The organism is Acinetobacter sp. 226-1, from assembly GCF_030329325.1.
GTDB classification, from domain to species: Bacteria; Pseudomonadota; Gammaproteobacteria; order Pseudomonadales; family Moraxellaceae; genus Acinetobacter; species Acinetobacter sichuanensis.
In genome coordinates this window covers 196834-216104 of the sequence record NZ_JACANU010000003.1, presented here as the reverse complement: position 1 = coordinate 216104, position 19271 = coordinate 196834, and the positions used below count along the sequence as shown (strand labels likewise).

The window sequence follows — 19271 nt, the reverse complement described above, 5'->3', positions numbered from 1 at the left end:
GGCAAAGATGAAAAACAACAAAAAATAAAGGAAAACTACAAGTAAGTAAGACAATATGGCTTAAAATACAGATAAAAATCAAATGACTGTATTTGATGATAAAAATTAGGACAATAAATGTCAGATTCAAATAAAATTGTTGTATATGCAGCACTTCTTGGTAATCTTGTGATTGCTTTAGTGAAGTTTATTGCTGCTTATATAACAAATAGTTCTGCAATGTTGAGTGAAGCAATTCATTCTGTTGTAGATACTTTAAATGAAGTTTTACTTTTATATGGCATCAAAAAATCGCAACAACCAGCAAATGCAAAGCATCCTTTTGGATATGGGCGAGAGCTTTATTTTTGGGCATTTATTGTTTCTTTATTGGTTTTTGCATTAGGTGCGGTTGTTTCTATTTATCAAGGCATTCAACATGTTTTGCATCCTGAGGAAATGACGTCACCTTATGTGAATTATATTGTCTTGGGTGTTGCTATTCTTTGTGAGGGAAGTTCTTGGTTTGTTGCCTTACGATCTTTTAAAAAACTAAAAGGTAATATGGGGTACTTCGAAGCATTTAGACGAAGTAAAGATCCGACGACATTTACTGTACTTTTTGAGGATTCTGCTGCATTAATAGGTTTATTCATTGCATTGGTCGGGATATTCTTAGCACATCAACTGAATATGCCTATTCTTGATGGAATTTCGTCCATTTTGATTGGGATTGTTTTGGCAGTTTCAGCATTGTTATTGGCAAGAGAAACCAAAGGATTACTTTTAGGTGAAATTGCTGATCCACAATTGCGTCAAAATGTGTTAAAAGTGGCGAAGGAAGATCCAGCTGTACATTATGCGAATGGCGTTTTGACTGAACAAATGGGAGCACACCAAGTGATTGCTTCACTCAGTTTGGAATTTAAAGATAATTTAACTTCAGATGAAATAGAAGCTTGTGTTAATCGTATTGAAACCAAGATTAAACACATTCATCCTGAAATTATTGCGTTATTTATTAAACCGCAAACACAACAAATGTGGTTAGAAAGAATGAAAGGGCGTTTAGAGTCGTAATGTCAAAAGAGATTGAACAGGATCCAATTGAAGATCGTACTTTACAAACTTCGGAAGTTGTTACAACTGTAACGACCAAACAACTCCATTATCGTTTAGTGACTGAAACATGTTTAGCTCATACATGGTATAGACCTGTATTTAGAGTGCTCGCTTCAGATCATCATAATGGAGAGAAATTTTTTAATCCTGTCCGTAGACCTGAAGGTAATCGGCGTTGGGATTTAGTGAAATGGCTCAGCACTCGAAAGTCTTCAACGTGGAATGTAGATTCAGCGAAAGAAGCTGCTGAGTTTTATGCAACACCACGTGCTTTACCACAAAATAGACCCAATGCACCTGAAAATGATTGGCAAGTTTGGTTTGTTGGACATGCAACGGTTTTATTACAAATCGGACCTTATAACTTTTTAACCGATCCTGTTTGGGCAGATCATGTTAGTCCAAAGCAAGGACGTGGTCCAAAACGTGTTATTCCAATGGGAATAGCATTAGAGCATTTACCTACAATTCATGCGGTATTGTTGAGTCACAATCATTATGACCATATGGACTTGGCAAGTTTACGTTGGTTGCACAATAAATTTGCAATGCCAATTTATACGGGTTTAGGCAATAGTCATTATTTACCCGATGATTGGCATGTGATTGAAATGGATTGGTGGCAATCGGCACTCTTTAGAAATTTAAAAATCGTTTATACACCTGCACAACATGGTTCAGGACGAGGTCTACGTGATCAAAATGCTGCATTATGGGGTGGCTTTTCGATCGTATCGCAACATGGTCATTTTTTCTTTGCGGGTGATACAGGTTATTCCTCTCATTTTAAAGAGATTCAGAAGCGTTTAGGTACACCACGTATTGCCTTGATTCCAATCGGTGCTTATGAGCCGCGTCAGTTAATGAAATATATGCACATGAATCCGCAGGATGCTTTTCAAGCACATATTGATTTACAGTCTAAACGTTCTTTAGCGATCCATTATCGGACATTTCAGTTAACCGATGAAAGTCGAGAACAGCCTGAGCAAGACCTACAAAATGCAATGAAAAACTCATCGAAATTGATGAATCCATTCTATTGTATTAAAGAGGGACGAAAACTAATTGTCTAAATAAATACTGGTAATAAAAGTAGCTAAATCATGATCTTGATAATTCAGGAGTAGACTGCAATACATGAATTAGAACAGATGATTTTACTACTTTTGTTGCCTTTTAAATCAATCATTGCAAAATCGGATGATAAACTCATTCAGATTTTTTGTATTTTTAAGACTTGAATTGCTACGAGGGAAAGCGTAGCCATCGCAACATTCATTACAAAAGGATTAAATGCAGCAGTAAAATATAAGGGATGGACAATAACCACAAAAATACTTAATCCTAGCATTGCGAATAAATTTAAATAATGTAATGAAATTAATAATTTATTTTTGAGTAAAAGAAAGCAGAGTCCAAATAATATTTCAGCAAGCCCCACGATGTTGATTAAAAAAAACATGATGTGTTCAGGCAGAGAAAATATTGCCCAAAAACGTTGTTCATCAACAGATTTAGCAATGATTTTAGGAACCAGCCCTTGATAGATCCATAAAATTGCTAAACCCAAATGTAGTGTTAACAGTATATTTTTAATTTTCTTTTCTATTTGCATAAATAACGTTTTCCAAAAAATGCTGCTGATTTTCGGCACATGGAAGTATACAGTCATTTGTTGTACCAAAAATTTGATAACGATTTAGCGCAACACGACGATATAAAAAATCTCGAAATGGGCGTGGCATAAAATAGCCTGCTTGCATCAAAGAAAAAGGCAAACCTAAAGACTGCATGACTTTGAGTAATGCCGTAGATTCAATATAACGTTGCCCATGATGAATAACGACCATCGTTGTATAGTCAGTTGTTGACATTCCATAATATTTTAAAATGGCTTTCCCTAGAGGCGACTGAACCGAAGCGAGTTTAAAATAAGCAGCATGGTCATATTGAATCAGAAATTTTGCCCAACGATTACAAATGACGCAGATTGCATCAAACAGAATAATATTGTGTTGCTCGATGATATTGGCAATTTGATGTGAATCAAAACTTAGCGATTTATTGTTATACATAGATTAAGTTTCAGAGACTTTTTTTAAATATAACTGATTTATTGACCATAGAAAATTTATATTGGAAAAATCGAAAATAACATTCGAATTTAAAAATATTCAGTGTAATTGTGTAACATAAAATAAAAAAAATCTATCCCTTTGAAAATAAAAAAGTCATTTATTTTTAATATTTTAAATAGGATTATCCGATTGTTTTAATTCGTTAAATTCACTGTAATTTATCAAAAAAAACAGCTATGTTCTTAGGGGTAAACCATTCAACAAAACTTGCTTTATCTCTTTATTTTATAATTGTATGCGGAGAATAATTATGGATAACAACACGCCAGCTTCAGGTTGCCCATTTCATCAAGCAGGTGGACAAACCAGCGTAGCCAGCACAGATAATACTGATTGGTGGCCAAATGCACTAAATTTAGACATTCTTTCACAACACGATAGCAAAACTAATCCGCTTGATCCTGATTTTGACTATGCCAAAGCATTTAAATCACTAGATCTAGAAGCAGTTAAACAAGATTTAAGAGAACTCATTAACAGTAGTCAAGACTGGTGGCCATCTGATTATGGTAGCTATATTGGTATGTTTGTACGTACTGCATGGCACTTGGCAGGTTCATACCGTAAACAAGATGGTCGTGGTGGCGCAAATACTGGTAACCAACGTTTTGCACCATTGAACAGTTGGCCTGACAACGTCAATACCGATAAAGGTCGTCGTTTACTTTGGCCAATCAAGAAAAAATACGGCAATAAACTGTCTTGGGGTGACCTGATTGTATTGGCAGGTACGGTGTCTTATGAAGTTGCGGGCTTAAAAACTTTTGGTTTCGGTGGTGGTCGTCTGGACATTTGGGCACCTGAAAAAGACATTTATTGGGGTGAAGAGCGTCAGTGGCTGGCGCCAACCAAAGAACGTTATAAAGATGATCAGGATCGCTCATCTTTAGACAATCCACTTGCCGCAGTGCAAATGGGTTTAATCTATGTGAACCCTGAAGGTGTGGATGGTGTACAAGATCCATTGCGTACCGCGCAGGACATGCGTGTGACCTTTGACCGTATGGGTATGGATGATGAAGAAACTGTTGCATTAACAGTAGGTGGTCATACCGTTGGTAAGGCACATGGTAATGGTAAGGCTGAAAACCTTGGCGCAGATGTTGAAGGCGCGGATGTTGAGTTTCAGGGTTTAGGCTGGCACAACTCAGAAGGCACGGGCAATGCAGGCAATACCATGGTCAGTGGTCTTGAAGGTGCATGGACAACTCATCCTGACAAATGGGACAATGAATTCTTATATTTATTGTTTACTTACGAATGGGAAAAAACCCTCAGTCCTGCGGGTGCAAAACAATGGGAACCTGTAGACATCAAAGAGGAAGATAAACCTGTTGATGCACATAACCCGAATGTACGCCGTAACCCAATGATGACAGATGCTGATATGGCACTGAAATTTGACCCTGCATACCGCAAAATTGCAGAAGACTTCTATCACAACCCAGACAAACTGGCTGATGTATTTGCCCGTGCATGGTTCAAATTGACGCACCGTGATATGGGACCAAAAACCCGTTATTTAGGTGCTGACGTTCCTGCTGAAGATTTAATCTGGCAAGATCCGATTCCAAAAGCAGACTACACCTTGTCTGATGTCGATGTCGCGAATATTAAAGCCAAATTATTAAGCAGTGGTTTAACATCTGCTGAACTGATTGCAACGGCTTGGGACAGTGCGCGTACTTTCCGTGGTTCGGACTATCGTGGTGGTGCCAATGGTGCCCGTATCCGTCTTGCTCCACAAAAAGACTGGGAAGGCAATGAACCTGCACGTTTAGCGAAAGTTTTGGCGAAACTCGAAGAAATTCAGGGTACATTGGTTAAAAAAGTCAGCATTGCAGACCTGATTGTTCTGGGTGGTACAGCAGCCGTTGAGAAAGCAGCACAAGATGCAGGTGTGAACGTCAAAGTTCCATTCCTTGCAGGGCGTGGTGATGCAACTCAGGAACAAACTGATGCGTATTCTTTTGAAGACTTTGAGCCTAAAGCAGATGGTTTCCGTAACTTTGTTAAAGCAGAATATGCCGTTCAGCCTGAAGAGTTATTGTTGGATCGTGCGCAATTGCTTGGTTTAACTGCTCCTGAAATGACGGTGTTGATTGGTGGTTTACGTGTACTTGGCGCGAACTATGCTGACTCGAAACATGGTGTGTTTACCGATAAAGTAGGCGTACTCAGCAATGACTTCTTTGTGACATTGACTGACATGTCATATAACTGGAAGCCTACGGGTAAGAACTCTTATAACATCGTGAGTCGTGCGACAGGCGAAACGAAGTACACAGCAACGCGTGTAGACCTTGTATTTGGTTCGAACTCGATTCTGCGTTCTTATGCTGAAGTGTATGCTCAGGATGATAACAAAGAGAAGTTTGTCAAAGACTTTGTGGCGGCATGGACGAAAGTGATGAATGCAGACCGTTTTGATGTGAAGTAATCCATTTAAGATATAAGAAAACCGCCTGAGGGCGGTTTTTTGTGGAATATTGAAATTTCATGTAAAGCACTGATTTAATTCAAGTTATGCATTGCATTTCGCATAAGGCGTATTATGTTAATTTTAATATATCTTATAACTGTTCAAGCTTAGCAAGTTTAATTCTAGCTTTTTCATGCCCTTGATTAGTAGCTTTGATATACCATTCAACAGCTTTTTTATTGCTTTGAATTACCCCTCTGCCATCTTCATACATGTGTCCGAGAAAATATTGTGCATCTGCGTGCCCTTGATTAGCAGCTTTGATATACCATTCAACAGCTTTTTTATCATTTTGAATTACCCCTCGACCAGTATCGTACATCAATCCAAGGTTGTACTGTGCATATATATAATCTTGTTCAGCAGCTTTGCTATACCATTCAAAGGCTTTATTATAATTCTGAGTTATGCCTTGACCATCAAAGTACATACTGCCAAGACTATTTTGTGCTTCGGCATGTTCTTGATTGGCAGCTTTACTATACCATTCAAAAGCTTTGCTATAGTTCTGAGTGATACCTTGACCATTAGCATACATCAAGGCGAGGTTAAATTGTGCCTCGCCATATCCTTGATTGGCAGCTTTACTATACCATTCAAAAGCCTTGCTATAATCTTGAATTCCGCCTTGAATGTAGTTATACATAAATCCAAGATTATTTTGTGCATCAGCACTCCCTTGTTCAGCGGATTTGCTATACCACTCAAATGCCTTGCGATAATTCTGAGTTACGCCTCGACCATCAAGGTACATATTCCCAAGATTATTTTGTGCAGCAGCATTCCCTTGTTCGGCGGATTTGCTATACCACTCAAAGGCTTTATTATAATTCTGAGTGATACCTTGACCATTGGCATACATCAGACCAAGGGCAAATTGTGATTTAGGCTCTCCTTGTTCAGCAGCTTTGTTATACCATTCAAAGGCTTTACTATAATTTGGGGTTAGACCTTGACCATTGGCATCCATCCATCCAAGGTTATATTGTGACTTTGGATCTCCTTGTTGAGCAAATGACTGAATAACATCTCTATCTTGAGAATTTGAGTAAGCTGCGTTTATTGAACAAAATAAACTCAATGATAATAATATTTTGAATAAATTCTTTTTCATCTTGGTAATTTTAGTATGTGTCTAATCGTACAATGTTAACAGATAAAAATTTAAATTTAGGCTTACTTATAATATTCATGTTTGTAAATAGTAATAACATAATTTATGTTTACCTGAAGATTGGTTTATAAATTGTATTTTATAAATAAGTCAATAATATTATATATTTAAATAACTTAAATCTTATGAAAGTCACCACTCATCACCCCAAAAGAGCTTTTGAAACAATTCGTTTCCTTTTAGCTATTTCATTTACAGTGAAGTGCAATCATCCACATTGAGCAAAAACCGAAAAATATCCCCCTCCAAAACCTCCCAATCCTTAAACTCAGGTTCAATCAGTAAGGTCTGGGAAATAAAACCATAGCAAATCCGTTGCACATTTAAACTCATACGTTGTAGTTGCTCATCATCCTGTACAAAAGGCGCAAGAATACTGCGCCACATCTGCACCATCATGGCATAACTTTTCTGATAAATTTCAATACTCGAAATCTGCCGTTCCAGCAAAAAAGACTGTGCCCATAAAAATTGTTGCGCCTGCATTTCTTGTAACTGAAAATGAATCACTTGCTGTAAATAATCACCCAAGTCTAATTTTGTGGATAACTCACACAGACTTTGTGCATAACTTTTTAGCGATTCAGCATTACTTTTCACATGCTGATGAATCAACAAGGCAATCAAATCTTCCTTCTTGGAAAAATACTCATAAAACGTCCCCAAACCCACACCTGCAAGCTCAGTGATTTCCCGAATGGTAATTTCATGTGCAGCACGTTCATGCAAAAGCCGAACAAAACTTTCCATCAGCGCTTCTTGAGTCATACGTGCCCTTGATTGACGGGGCTTACGCCGTACATTGATGCTTGCTAAAGCCATAGAAATAATCCGAACATCCAAGTCTGAATTTTCTTCTATACTGAATGTAATCGGACAAAACAACAAGACAGGAGTTGAAAATGAATACAGCACAAACTCAGGCAATCACAGCATGGCAAACCCACGAGATCAACAATCAGTTTGATGAACTGCAAAACTACAATTTATTCAGCACAGATCAGGTTTTACAGGAAATTTTGCAGCGTTATGGCAGTCAAGATCAACAAACACTGACTGAATTGGCACAGATTGCAGGTTCAACTGAATACTATCAATATGCAGATTTAGCCAATCGGCATACACCAGAACTGCATAGTTTTGATGCCCGAGGTCGCCGTAAAGATTTTCTAGAGTTTCATCCTGCATGGCATAAATGGATGGGACTAAATCGTCACTTCAATACTCATGCACATCCATTTAACCATCCACAATCTCCTTCAAAATGGGTCGATTGGGCAGCACGTTTCTTTCTGAGTGGACAGGTAGAATGTGGAAATTTATGTCCCAACTCGATGACTTTAGGCAGTATTCCACTGCTTCAAAATGAACCTGAACTGTGGGCAAAAGTCGGACAAAAATTATTGTCCAATGAATATGATGAACGAGATGTGCCTATTGCTCAGAAGAAATCCATTTGGCTCGGTATGGGCATGACCGAAAAGCAGGGTGGTTCGGATGTCCGTGCCAATGAAACTTTTGCTGTGCCTGTGGCTGAATCAGGTCGTGGCAAAGCTTATTTACTGACAGGGCATAAATGGTTTTTTTCAGCACCGATGTGTGATGCACATTTGGTGGTGGCAAAAACTGAACATGACGGTTTAGCGTGTTTCTTTGTGCCACGTTGGTTGGAGGATGGCACCAAGAATAATATTCACGTGCAACGTCTAAAAGACAAAGTCGGTAACCGCAGTAATTCAAGCTCGGAAGTTGAATTTAAAAATGCGTGGGGCATTATGATTGGTGAGGCAGGGCGAGGCATTCCGACCATTATTGAAATGGCGAATTATACCCGTTTAACCTGTTCTGTCGGTTCGAGTGCGATGCTGCGTCAGGCATTGGTGCAGTGCATCGCCTATACCCGTCAGCGCAAAGCTTTTGGTAAACATTTGGCTGAACAGCCTTTAATGCAAGCGGTACTTGCCGATTTGGCTTTGGAAACTGAAGCGGCAATGCAACTCTCATTTCATTTAGCACATTGCTATGAGCATGATGATGTCCTGTCTCAGGCTTGGAAACGGATCATGACCCCTGCGGCGAAGTTTTGGGTGTGTAAACGTACCGTTGAACTGACAGGTGAAATGATGGAAGTCTTTGGTGGTAATGGCTATGTCGATACAGGCATCATGGCACGTATTTTTAAAGAAGCGCCTGTAAATACCATTTGGGAGGGTTCAGGCAATGTCATGTGTTTGGACGTGTTACGTGCCATTCAGCGGGATCGTGAATCTATAGAAGTGTTGTTCAAATCTTTTGCTGAAATTGCTTCGCAAGATGTGATTTTACAAAATGAATTGCAGAATTTATTTAAATTGTTCAGCAGTTTACAAGCAGATGAATTGCAGTTTATGGCACGTAGTTTGGTCAGTCGTTTGGTGATTCTTGCTCAGGCAATTTTACTGAAACAGTATGCGCCTGATTTTGTGGCTGATGCATTTATTCAAACCCGTTATAGTGAGTTTCATGGGCGTGTGGTGGGCATGGTAGATGCGAAAACTGTAGATGTGGAAAGGTTGTTGGAAAGAGCTTTGGCTGCCTAAACATCTAGAGATTCAAAACAGATCAGTTTGAAACACGAAGGTCATCATTTTATGATGACCTTCATTTTAAGCGTTTTGATTAAGATTCAAGCTTGGAAAAGTAATCGCAATTACTTTTGTTTTTTTAGCTTTTTTTGGAGCTTTTTCAATTTACCTTCGTGTTTTGAAATTTTGTCCAAACGTGCTTTGATTTTTTTCTTTAAAGATTTAACTTGCTTTGACATCATGTTACTCCTTCGATTGAGGATCCGTTGGCTGATGTTTTTTGATAAAACTACGGATAAATTTTCTTAATTCACGTGCTGCACTGGTATCCAGATGCTCACAGAGCTGTAAAAACTCATCGCGCTCAGCACTGTTAATGCGAATTAAGAGCTGTCCATCTTTTTTATTCACCTTTGTTTTTTTGGGTAATTCAGCCATAACGTTTTTATCCCCAAAGGTGATGATCAAAAATGTATATACAATATATATATGTTTTTAAAATAAAGCAAATTTATCTTGTTGAAAATATTTAATAAATTGTTAAATTATGATTTTCAATACTTAAGACATTGAGTTGTTTATGAAAATAAGTTAGAAGTTTGCTGATTTCTAAAGCTATTATTGAAATATCAGTGATGGAAAATAACATTTTTATATCAAATGAGTACTTTATCCGCTTGTATTTTGCACAAAAAAGCGCATTATATGCTTCACATCATGCTGATGTTTTTAATATAAAAGGTAAAATCAAATGGCGAAGAAAAAAGCTACGCCAGAAGTTGTGATTCACAACTTTGTGGCAAAACACATGAACGATTTTAACAAAAGCCAGACTTTTGTAGATCGAAAGAAAAATGAAAAACGTGGTTATTCTAAACACAAAAAAGGTCGATATTCTGATGATTATCGACCTTTTTGCTTTTTAGCTTGTGCTTAATTTTTAACTATAACTGACCACACGCGTTGTACTTTTAATTAAATCATCTAGACCATGCGTCTTAAAATAATATTCAAGTAAGCTTTTGACCATTAACGGATTATTCATTTTTAAGGCTTGTTCAAGTAGCTCTTTAGCATCAGGCATTGGTACATGACAAATTGCCTTACGTACCCGTAGAATATTACTCGAACTCATTGATAAAGTATTAAAACCCATCGCCATGAGTAAAATCGCATTCAATGGATCGCCCGCCATTTCGCCACAAATACTGACAGGTTTATCATACTTGTGACATTCTTGAACTAAACGAGTCAGTGCACGTAATACAGCAGGATGTGCATGAGAATAGACATTCGCGACACGAGGATTATTACGATCGACTGCCAATAAGTACTGTGTTAAATCATTTGAACCCACAGAAAAGAAGTCAACCAAAGGCGCAAATTCGTCAATTTGTAAAAGTACACTCGGAACTTCTACCATAATACCAATTTTAGGTTTGGTAATTTTGACTTGTTCTTCTTCCTGAACTGCATGCCAATCACGGTCTAATAAATATAAAGCTTCTTCAACTTCACTGACACTTGTGACCATCGGCAGTAAAATATGTAAGTTATTTAAACCAATACTGGCTTTGAGCATGGCACGAATTTGTGAAGAAAAAATTTCAGGATGATCAAGGGTAAACCGAATACCACGCCAACCTAATGCTGAATTTTCTTCTTCAATCGAGAAATAAGGTAAGTCTTTATCAGCGCCAATGTCGAGGGTACGCATTACAACAGGTTTGTTGGCAAAGTGGCTGAGTTGTTGACGATAAATAGCACGTTGTTCTTCTTCACCTGGGAAGCGTTCACGCAACATAAATGGAATCTCAGAACGGTATAATCCAACGCCTTTAGCACCACGTTGTACACCTCGCACGACATCAATCATTAAACCTGTGTTGACATAGAGATTGACTGCAACACCATCGGGCGTGATTGCATCTTTGGTTTCATATTGTTTTAAATCTTTTGCAATTTGTTCTTCTTCTTTTTGAATTTCTTTATAACGTGCGCGTAAACGACGTGGTGGATTGATAAAAACACGTCCTTGATGCGCATCAACAATCATTTCTACATCATCGAGTGCATTTACTGGCAGCTCAGTCACACCAACCACAGTTGGAATGCCAAGTGCGCGTGCGACAATCACCATATGGGAGTTCATTGCACCTTCAGTGGTGACAATGGCAGCAATTTTATCAACTGGCAGTTCAACCAATGCCGCAGTAGAAATTTCATCCCCAATGAGAATGCTTTCATCTGTGAGTTCACGATGACTCGCATCAGCTTCTTGTAAATAAGCTAAAATACGGCGACCTAAATCTTTTAAATCTGAGACACGTTCACGTAAATAGTCATCTTCCATTTGTGCAAACAGCGCAATATGTTTGTCGATGACAATACGCACAGCACCTTGTGCCCAGTTACCATCACGAATTTCTGTTTTAATCTCAGACGGTAATGCATTTTCATCTAGCATACGTAAAAACACACTAAATAAAGCACGTTCTTCTGCCATTAAAGCATCTTGCATTTTGTCATCTAAGGACTGAATTTCATGACGTACAGATGCAATTGCATGATCTAAAAGTTGTAATTCTTCACTAATATCATCAGCTTCACGGTCAGGTACTGCTGCTAAATCTGCTGGAGGATATAAAATGACAGCACGACCAATAGCAATACCTCCTGACCCAGAAATACCTTGAAAAGTTTTATAGGTGGGTGCGCTATTGGGTTTACGAAAAACATCAATATTCCCTACAGCATGAGCATGGGCAATGACACCAGACAATTGGGCGCAGAGGGTAACAAGAAAAGATTCAGCAGCTTCACTAAAATCTTGTGGTTCTTTATTTTGAACAACCATCACACCCATTACCTTACGGCGGTACATCACAGGTACACCAAGGAAGGAATTATAGATTTCCTCACCTGTTTCAGGAAAATAGGCAAAACGTTCATGCTTAAATGCATTGTCTAAATTGACGATTTCCTCACGTTGCCCAACTAAGCCAACCAAACCTTCACTGGTATGTAAAGATACTGTTCCAACAGAGTTTGGATTTAGCCCTTTGGTTGCCATGAGCACAAAACGTTGATTACGCTCATCCAATAAATAAATGGAGCAGACATCCACGTGCATGGCTTCAGAAACTTGATTGACCATAATTTCTAAAGATTCATGCAAGCTGACAGAGGTATTAATCTCTTGGACAATACGTCTTAGCGTGTCTAGTTGCATGTTTGACATGAATATAAGCTCCTTAAATTAAGATGGTGCTTGAGTTGCAAGATGACCCATTATTTATAGCAGTACCTCTCTGAAAAATCATTTACATTTTTATGGCATTTTCAGGTGAATACTGTGGCATTTGCATACACAACTCCATCATTGCTTTACGATAAACATCACGTTTAAAATTCACCACTTGTCCAAGTGGATACCAATAGCTGACCCATTGCCATTGATCAAACTCTGGTGGATCAGATAGATTCAACTGAATATGTTTCGTTGATGCTACCAATTTTAATAAAAACCATTTTTGCTTTTGTCCAATACATACAGGATCGGAGTCCGATCTAATGTATCGAAGTGGCAAACGATAATGCAGCCAACCCTCGGTTTGCGCAATTATTTGGACATGCTCAGGTAAGAGACCCACTTCCTCATGAAGTTCTCTAAAAAGTGCTTGTTCAGGAGTTTCTCCAAACTGGATACCTCCTTGAGGAAATTGCCATGCATTGTGACCAATGCGCTTTGCCCATAAGACTTGTCCAATATCATTTGCCAAAATGATCCCGACGTTGGGTCGGAAACCTTCTGAATCGATCATTTGGCTACCTAAAAATTGTGAATTTCATTGACTTTGTATATGGGGATATTTAGTTTTTTATCCAACTCGACAAAGTCAAAGTAATAATGTTGTAAAATTGCTATGATCTTAACGAATTTCTATCGACAAGCGGAGATAGATTTACATTTTTTTTCTTAAATTTCAGTTTGCACGAGTATTTTCATGAAATTGGCGTTGTTTGACCTAGATCACACCTTATTAAATACCGACTCTGACCATTCTTGGGGTGAGTTTTTAGTCAATGAAGGCTTGGTTGACCCGATTCGACACCGAGCAATGAACGATAAATTTTATGAAGATTATAAAGCAGGGCAGCTCGACCCAATTGCTTATAATGAATTTGTTTTTGAGTTTTTAACACAACATAACCATGATTATTTGACCGAGTTGCACCAGTTATTTATGCAAAAAGTCATTCGCCCACAAATGCGCCCTCAAGGTTTTGAAGCAATTCAAAGACATAAAGAAGCAGGGCATGAGTTGGTTGGGATTACGGCAACTTCGGACTTTATTACTGCACCGATTTTTCGTGAGTTTGGAATCACGGAAATTATTGCCACTAATGCTGAAGTAAAAGATGGAAAATACACGGGAAAAGTCATCAATATTCCGTGTTATCAAAAGGGTAAATTGGCACGTTTAGATCAATGGTTAGAAGGACGCGATGTCACTGAATCTTGGGCATATTCAGACTCGATCAATGACCGTTTTTTATTAGAATATGCTGATCATGCTTTTGCCATCAATCCTGATGATCGCTTAGAAGTTTTAGCCAAAGAACAGGGTTGGGAAATTCAAGACTGGTCGATTTGATTGGTTTTAACTTAGATGAATGACAGCACTTCGGTGCTGTTTTTTATTAGTCATATTTTGCAAATAATCAACATTGTGAGTATATCGCGTCTATGTCTTAACTTTGTAAATATTTTCATATATTTAAGATTTGATACTTCACTTTAAAATTAAAAATGTTATGTTGAAATGAGAAGTTTTAAAACTATTTGGAGAAAATAAAATGAGCCAAACACGTCCAAGAATGACCAATTTATTTGAACAACTTGGCTTAGATTCAAGTGAAGCAGGAATTTCAAAATTTATTGAAACACATCAGTTAGATGCAGAAACAAGCATTGTACAAGCGAATATTTGGACAGAATCACAACGTCAATTTTTAGCTGAAAAACTCAGTTCAGACGGTGAATGGGCAACGATTGTTGATCAGTTAAATGAATCATTACATGAAGATTCAGTAAAACAAAACTAAATGATTCATTCATTTAAAAAAAAGCTCTCCTCAATAAAATGTAGGAGAGCTTTTTTATTTATTTCATCATATCAATGAGTTCTAAAACGGCACGAGATTGACTACGTGCAGGATGCCAAACCATCCCTAATTGGCGATACATATTGACAGGTATATCAAGCTGTTTAAGGTCAGGGTTTAATAAAGTTTTAGGGAGTACAGACCAACCTAAACCTATGGATACAAGCATACGAATGGCTTCCAGTGTGTTATTACTCATGGTAATTTTTGGTTTTAATCCTTGTTTTTCAAACTCAGCTAAAGTGATTTGACTGGTATATGTTTGGGAAGCAGGAATTAAACTTGAATATTCAATTAAGTCTTCAAGTGTTAGATTTTCTTTTTGTGCTAAAGGATGAAATGGTGCAACGACAAAAACCAAAGGGTCATTCCAAATTTTCACATATTTTAGGCGTTCATCACCTTGTGGCGGTAAAGTGAGAAAGGCAAGTTCTAAGTCACCTGCTAAGACTTGTTCATGTGCTTGTTCTGAGTCTACAAAATGCACATCTAAAGTCACATTTGGAAAATCTTGTACATATTTTTTGAGATGTATAGGCAAGTGATGCAAACCAATATGATGGCTCGTGCCAATTTTTAACTTCCCTTGTACTTGCCCTTGTTCGTGACTGAGCGTGTGATGAATATCACCTAGTTCATTTAACCAATTTTTAACTTTAGGAAGCAATGAGTTAGCGGCATGAGTTGCTTGTACGCCACGACCTGCGGACTCAAAAAGTTTGACACCAAAATAATCTTCTAAGCTATGTATTCGTTTGGTGACGGCAGGTTGGGTAATAAACAGTTGTTCTGCTGCCATCGAAATAGACCCAGTTTCCATTACTTTTACAAAAGCTTCAAAGGCAGCAAGATTCATGATAATTTCCATCCATAAAGAATTTTTATGCGTAATTCATTATTCAGAAATTTTAAGAATTAATCAAAGCAATTTTTACTTTTTTTAAAGGACGAATAAATTTACTGAGTTTTTTTATTCTTTAAGAAAAATTTGCATACAACTTTTCGCTGTACAAAAAATAGGATACTTATTTATATTGAATACGATAAAAACAATAAAAAGGTAGCTTGTATTTGTATAAACAACATCATCATTTTTTAAAGCATTTTAGAACATTTGACCGAAATGTCTTTAAGTTTTCTTGGGATAGATTTTTGATTTATAGCTTTATTTTACTGTTATTGGGCAGTATGTTTCTCTATTATTTTAATCTTTATTTTTTCCTGATTTTTAGCATTATTTTTGTATTTTTTTGGGCGCTTATACGCATACAACATCAGCAAAAATTAAAAAAATTAATGGCAATACAAATTCCTGATTATATTTGGCAGGCTTTTTATCGGCGTCATCCAAATGTGAGTTTGTCTTCAAAAGTGAAGATTGAAGAAGGGTTTAAAGATTATTTTGCCTTACATTTATGGCAGAAAAAGGCTTATGCCATGCCTTCACATGCTGTCGATGCGTTGTGGCATCTTTTGATTGAAGAGTTTCAAGGTTTTTATTTTTTGATATGTCAAAATACTTTGGGTTATGAACTTAAACATCAACCACATGCCCCTCAGCCAACACGAATGCAAAAAGCAGCGCAACAGCAACAACTCATGAATACATGGCAAGCGGCTTGTCAGATTCAGCATTTAAATCCGAAAAATACGTCAATTCTCCCACGTCTATTTCAAGTTGATACGCAGGTAAAATGGGAAAATGGTATTTATTTTAAATTACCTTTACTCATTGCTATGTATGTTCAACTCTTGACGGTCAGTTCACACATGCCTGTCCCTACCGATAGTTCATGTTCATCAGGTACGACAGCTTGTTCATCATCCTGTTCAGGGTCATCGAGTCGTACAACTCACTCTTGTTCAGATCATGAGGGGAGTTCAAATTTAGATAGTGGTTCGAGTTCTGATTCTTCGTGTAGTAGCTGTGGCGGAGGTGGTGATTAAGTTGCCACAACTTTTGGTTTTAATTTTTAAGCATCAACGGTCGTTTTTTGTGATGCTAAAGCAGCTTGGTCTTTTTTATTCCAGATTTTTTCATGAAAGAAGAATGCAAAAGCTTGTACAGTAGGTTCAAGCAAGCTCAACGTGATCGCCATCCATAAATTACCTGTCACCATATAGGCAACTAACATTGCAACGGTAATATGCATGATGTAATAGCTTAAGGTTTTTTTGAAAATACGCTGATTGGTTTGTACAAAATTTTGAATACGAGCCATGAGAATCACCACTAATGTTTTAACTTAAATAAATAATAATCATTATCATTTGAAATGTAAAAGAGAATTTTTAATTTGTGATGATTGGTTTTGTGAATATATCCGCTATAGTTTGAGAATAAGAAAGAAAGTGAATAGAAGTATGTTGAATGAGATCAATATCACAGCACAAAAAAATGATGTATATCAAATATCAGGAACAATTCAGCAGATTCAAATCACACATAAAGCATGCTTATCTTGGAATATTTATAAACATGCGTATAAACACGGAACCCCTGAATTTGACGTCAATTATTTTCACACAATGATTGATGGAATTGAACTAGATGGTTGTTTTACAAAATTAAGTTTTAAAGAAAATGAACCTGTAGAAGCGGTGATTTTTATGCCAGAAGATGTAAAAAAAGGACAACTTCTGGCTTTAAAAACTTCAAATCAGATTCTTTATATTGATCCTCGTTTACATACTTCTACACAACTCATCGATTTTAAAACTTTTTTAGAAAAGTCCCTGCTTGCTATTTTAATTTTTGCATTAGTTGTGACGAGCTTGCTTTATGGCTTACAAGGTCATGAATTTGATTATCGCCAAGTGATTCTTTTGACTTTAATAGGAAGTGTTACATTGTATTTCTTTCATCCTGCAAAATTGAAAAAAGATCGTTATTTTAAAATCCCTGAATCAACGCATGTTTTCTATGCCTATGTTTGATGGTTTGAGCAAGCGACAATTAGAAAAACCGAAATATTTTTATCGGATGCAAGAGTTTGTTATTGATTTAAAACTGCTAGATTGAATAGTGAGTGGATATTTTTAACAATATTCAATAGATTTAAATCATTCTTAAAAGTTTTTAAATTAATAAAAATGATAAATTAGATTTATGTGAAAACGTGGTTATAATCGAAGTTAATGAAAGAATTACCCAGTCCAGTGGAGCACCTCGACATGGCAGGCGAAAACCAAAAAGCAAAAACATTGTATGATAAATTGTGGGATGACCACTTAGTAAAACAACGAGATGATGGCTCTTCACTTCTTTATATTGACCGTCATTTATTGCATGAAGTAACGTCGCCTCAAGCGTTTGAAGGCTTGCAACTTGCAGGTCGTACACCTTGGCGTTTAAGTGCCAACGTTGCAACACCTGACCATAATGTTCCAACTTCAAGTAAAGAACGTTCTGAAGGTATTGCAGGGATCGAAGATGATACTTCACGTATCCAAGTACAAACTTTAGATGACAACTGTAAAACCTTTAATGTAGTTCAGTTTGACATCAATGATGTCCGTCAAGGCATTGCACACGTTGTAGGACCTGAGCAAGGTTTAACTTTACCAGGAATGACTGTGGTATGTGGTGACTCACATACTGCAACGCATGGTGCATTTGGTTGTTTGGCACATGGTATTGGAACTTCAGAAGTTGAACATGTATTGGCAACCCAGTGCTTAGTTCAAAAGAAAATGAAGAACATGCTTGTCCGTGTTGATGGCAAGTTAGGTCAAGGTGTAACACCAAAAGATGTGGTATTAGCAATCATTGGTAAAATCGGCACAGCGGGTGGTACAGGTCATGCGATTGAATTCGGTGGTCAAGTGTTCCGTGATATGTCAATCGAAGGTCGTATGACTGTATGTAATATGGCAATCGAAGGTGGTGCGCGTGTTGGTATGGTCGCTGTCGATGATAAAACCATTGAATATGTCAAAGATCGTCCATATGCACCAAAAGGCGAACAATGGGATGCTGCGGTCGCTTATTGGAATACTTTAGTTTCTGATGAAGATGCACATTTCGATACTGTTGTCGTTTTACAAGGCGAAGAGATTGAGCCACAAGTGTCTTGGGGAACTTCTCCTGAAATGGTGATTCCTGTTTCTCAAGCTGTGCCAACATTAGAACAAGCTAAAGATGATGTACAACGTAATGACTGGACACGTGCTTATAGCTATATGGGCTTAAATGCAGGTCAGGCTTTGGCAGATATCCAATTAGACCGTGTATTTATTGGTTCTTGCACCAACTCACGCATTGAAGATATTCGTGCTGCGGCTGAAGTTGCGAAAGGTAAGAAAGTCGCTTCAAGTATTAAACAAGCGATGGTTGTGCCGGGTTCGGGTTTAGTTAAAGCACAAGCTGAAGCTGAAGGTCTGGATAAAATCCTGATCGAAGCAGGATTCGAATGGCGTGAACCAGGTTGTTCAATGTGTTTGGCAATGAATGCTGACAAATTACAACCGGGTGAGCATTGTGCATCGACCTCAAACCGTAACTTTGAAGGTCGTCAGGGCAATGGTGGTCGTACCCATTTGGTGAGTCCAGCCATGGCGGCGGCAGCAGCAATCGCAGGTCATTTTGTGGATGTACGCAGTTTCTAAAATCCCCCTCTTGCGAAGCAAAGCTTTTCACC

At 37.7% G+C, this 19271-nt stretch carries 19 protein-coding genes; 10 read left to right on the top strand and 9 right to left on the bottom strand.

Translation table 11 applies throughout. The features are described 5' to 3' along the window. The first annotated feature begins 117 nt into the window (after nt 1-117). Both HX124_RS07070 and HX124_RS07065 read left to right on the top strand, forming a co-directional pair. The gene (locus HX124_RS07070; RefSeq protein ID WP_107006861.1) at nt 118-1059 is read left to right on the top strand and encodes a cation diffusion facilitator family transporter; all 942 of its coding nucleotides are present in this window, start codon (nt 118-120) and stop codon (nt 1057-1059) included. Then, a complete protein-coding gene (locus tag HX124_RS07065) occupies nt 1059-2177 on the top strand; it encodes an MBL fold metallo-hydrolase (RefSeq protein ID WP_286382806.1) in 1119 nt (372 codons plus the stop codon). Before HX124_RS07070 ends, HX124_RS07065 begins: the two co-directional genes overlap by 1 nt. 140 nt (nt 2178-2317) lie before the next feature. Here the strand turns inward: HX124_RS07065 and HX124_RS07060 are convergent, their stop codons facing one another. Both HX124_RS07060 and HX124_RS07055 read right to left on the bottom strand, forming a co-directional pair. Continuing rightward, nucleotides 2318-2719, bottom strand: coding sequence for a DoxX-like family protein (locus HX124_RS07060; RefSeq protein ID WP_286382804.1), 402 nt, complete (start codon nt 2717-2719; stop codon nt 2318-2320). Beyond that, nucleotides 2697-3179: a thiol-disulfide oxidoreductase DCC family protein gene (locus tag HX124_RS07055; RefSeq protein WP_286382802.1), complete on the bottom strand. Its 483-nt coding sequence runs from the start codon at nt 3177-3179 to the stop codon at nt 2697-2699. Before HX124_RS07055 ends, HX124_RS07060 begins: the two co-directional genes overlap by 23 nt. Before the next feature lie 313 nt (nt 3180-3492). On the opposite strand from HX124_RS07055, the gene katG reads away from it, so the two are divergent. Beyond that, complete coding sequence (katG, locus tag HX124_RS07050) at nt 3493-5682, top strand: catalase/peroxidase HPI (protein WP_286382800.1); 2190 nt, start codon at nt 3493-3495, stop codon at nt 5680-5682. Between the two features lie 133 nt (nt 5683-5815). Here the strand turns inward: katG and HX124_RS07045 are convergent, their stop codons facing one another. Together HX124_RS07045 and HX124_RS07040 are read right to left on the bottom strand one after the other, a co-directional pair. Then, nucleotides 5816-6838 (bottom strand): SEL1-like repeat protein, encoded by a 1023-nt coding sequence (locus tag HX124_RS07045; RefSeq protein ID WP_286382798.1) that lies wholly within the window; start codon nt 6836-6838, stop codon nt 5816-5818. A gap of 252 nt (nt 6839-7090) precedes the next feature. Beyond that, nucleotides 7091-7720, bottom strand: coding sequence for a TetR/AcrR family transcriptional regulator (locus HX124_RS07040; protein ID WP_286382841.1), 630 nt, complete (start codon nt 7718-7720; stop codon nt 7091-7093). Nucleotides 7721-7800: 80 nt separating this feature from the next. Between HX124_RS07040 and HX124_RS07035 the strand changes: the two genes are divergently transcribed. Next, nucleotides 7801-9477 (top strand): acyl-CoA dehydrogenase family protein, encoded by a 1677-nt coding sequence (locus HX124_RS07035; RefSeq protein WP_286382796.1) that lies wholly within the window; start codon nt 7801-7803, stop codon nt 9475-9477. Between the two features lie 228 nt (nt 9478-9705). Here the strand turns inward: HX124_RS07035 and HX124_RS07030 are convergent, their stop codons facing one another. Further along, nucleotides 9706-9900: a hypothetical protein gene (locus HX124_RS07030; RefSeq protein ID WP_107006853.1), complete on the bottom strand. Its 195-nt coding sequence runs from the start codon at nt 9898-9900 to the stop codon at nt 9706-9708. 313 nt (nt 9901-10213) lie between these two features. On the opposite strand from HX124_RS07030, the gene HX124_RS07025 reads away from it, so the two are divergent. Next, nucleotides 10214-10399 carry a DUF7230 family protein gene (locus HX124_RS07025; RefSeq protein ID WP_286382793.1) on the top strand — a complete coding sequence of 62 codons (186 nt, stop codon included), beginning with the start codon at nt 10214-10216 and terminating at the stop codon, nt 10397-10399. A gap of 3 nt (nt 10400-10402) precedes the next feature. On the opposite strand, the gene ptsP is transcribed toward HX124_RS07025, so the two are convergent. Both ptsP and HX124_RS07015 read right to left on the bottom strand, forming a co-directional pair. Further along, a complete protein-coding gene (gene ptsP, locus HX124_RS07020) occupies nt 10403-12703 on the bottom strand; it encodes a phosphoenolpyruvate--protein phosphotransferase (RefSeq protein WP_107006849.1) in 2301 nt (766 codons plus the stop codon). 82 nt (nt 12704-12785) lie between these two features. Continuing rightward, nucleotides 12786-13286: an RNA pyrophosphohydrolase gene (locus tag HX124_RS07015; protein WP_107006848.1), complete on the bottom strand. Its 501-nt coding sequence runs from the start codon at nt 13284-13286 to the stop codon at nt 12786-12788. A 183-nt stretch (nt 13287-13469) separates the two neighbouring features. On the opposite strand from HX124_RS07015, the gene HX124_RS07010 reads away from it, so the two are divergent. Then, nucleotides 13470-14120 carry an HAD family hydrolase gene (locus HX124_RS07010; protein ID WP_286382791.1) on the top strand — a complete coding sequence of 217 codons (651 nt, stop codon included), beginning with the start codon at nt 13470-13472 and terminating at the stop codon, nt 14118-14120. 202 nt (nt 14121-14322) lie between these two features. Beyond that, entirely contained in the window at nt 14323-14571 is a 249-nt protein-coding gene (locus HX124_RS07005; protein WP_107006846.1) for a DUF2789 family protein, read from the top strand. A 58-nt stretch (nt 14572-14629) separates the two neighbouring features. Here HX124_RS07005 and HX124_RS07000 read toward each other — a convergent pair whose 3' ends face one another. Then, nucleotides 14630-15487 carry a LysR family transcriptional regulator gene (locus tag HX124_RS07000; RefSeq protein ID WP_107006845.1) on the bottom strand — a complete coding sequence of 286 codons (858 nt, stop codon included), beginning with the start codon at nt 15485-15487 and terminating at the stop codon, nt 14630-14632. Nucleotides 15488-15927: 440 nt separating this feature from the next. Between HX124_RS07000 and HX124_RS06995 the strand changes: the two genes are divergently transcribed. After that, entirely contained in the window at nt 15928-16578 is a 651-nt protein-coding gene (locus HX124_RS06995) for a UCP032817 domain-containing protein (RefSeq protein WP_286382788.1), read from the top strand. A gap of 26 nt (nt 16579-16604) precedes the next feature. Here the strand turns inward: HX124_RS06995 and HX124_RS06990 are convergent, their stop codons facing one another. Next, nucleotides 16605-16859, bottom strand: coding sequence for a DUF2061 domain-containing protein (locus HX124_RS06990; RefSeq protein ID WP_286382839.1), 255 nt, complete (start codon nt 16857-16859; stop codon nt 16605-16607). A 136-nt stretch (nt 16860-16995) separates the two neighbouring features. Between HX124_RS06990 and HX124_RS06985 the strand changes: the two genes are divergently transcribed. Continuing rightward, nucleotides 16996-17568, top strand: a complete 573-nt coding sequence (locus HX124_RS06985; protein WP_286382785.1) for a hypothetical protein — start codon at nt 16996-16998, stop codon at nt 17566-17568. A 237-nt stretch (nt 17569-17805) separates the two neighbouring features. Further along, nucleotides 17806-19239 (top strand): 3-isopropylmalate dehydratase large subunit, encoded by a 1434-nt coding sequence (leuC, locus tag HX124_RS06980; RefSeq protein ID WP_286382783.1) that lies wholly within the window; start codon nt 17806-17808, stop codon nt 19237-19239. Nucleotides 19240-19271 lie beyond the last annotated feature (32 nt).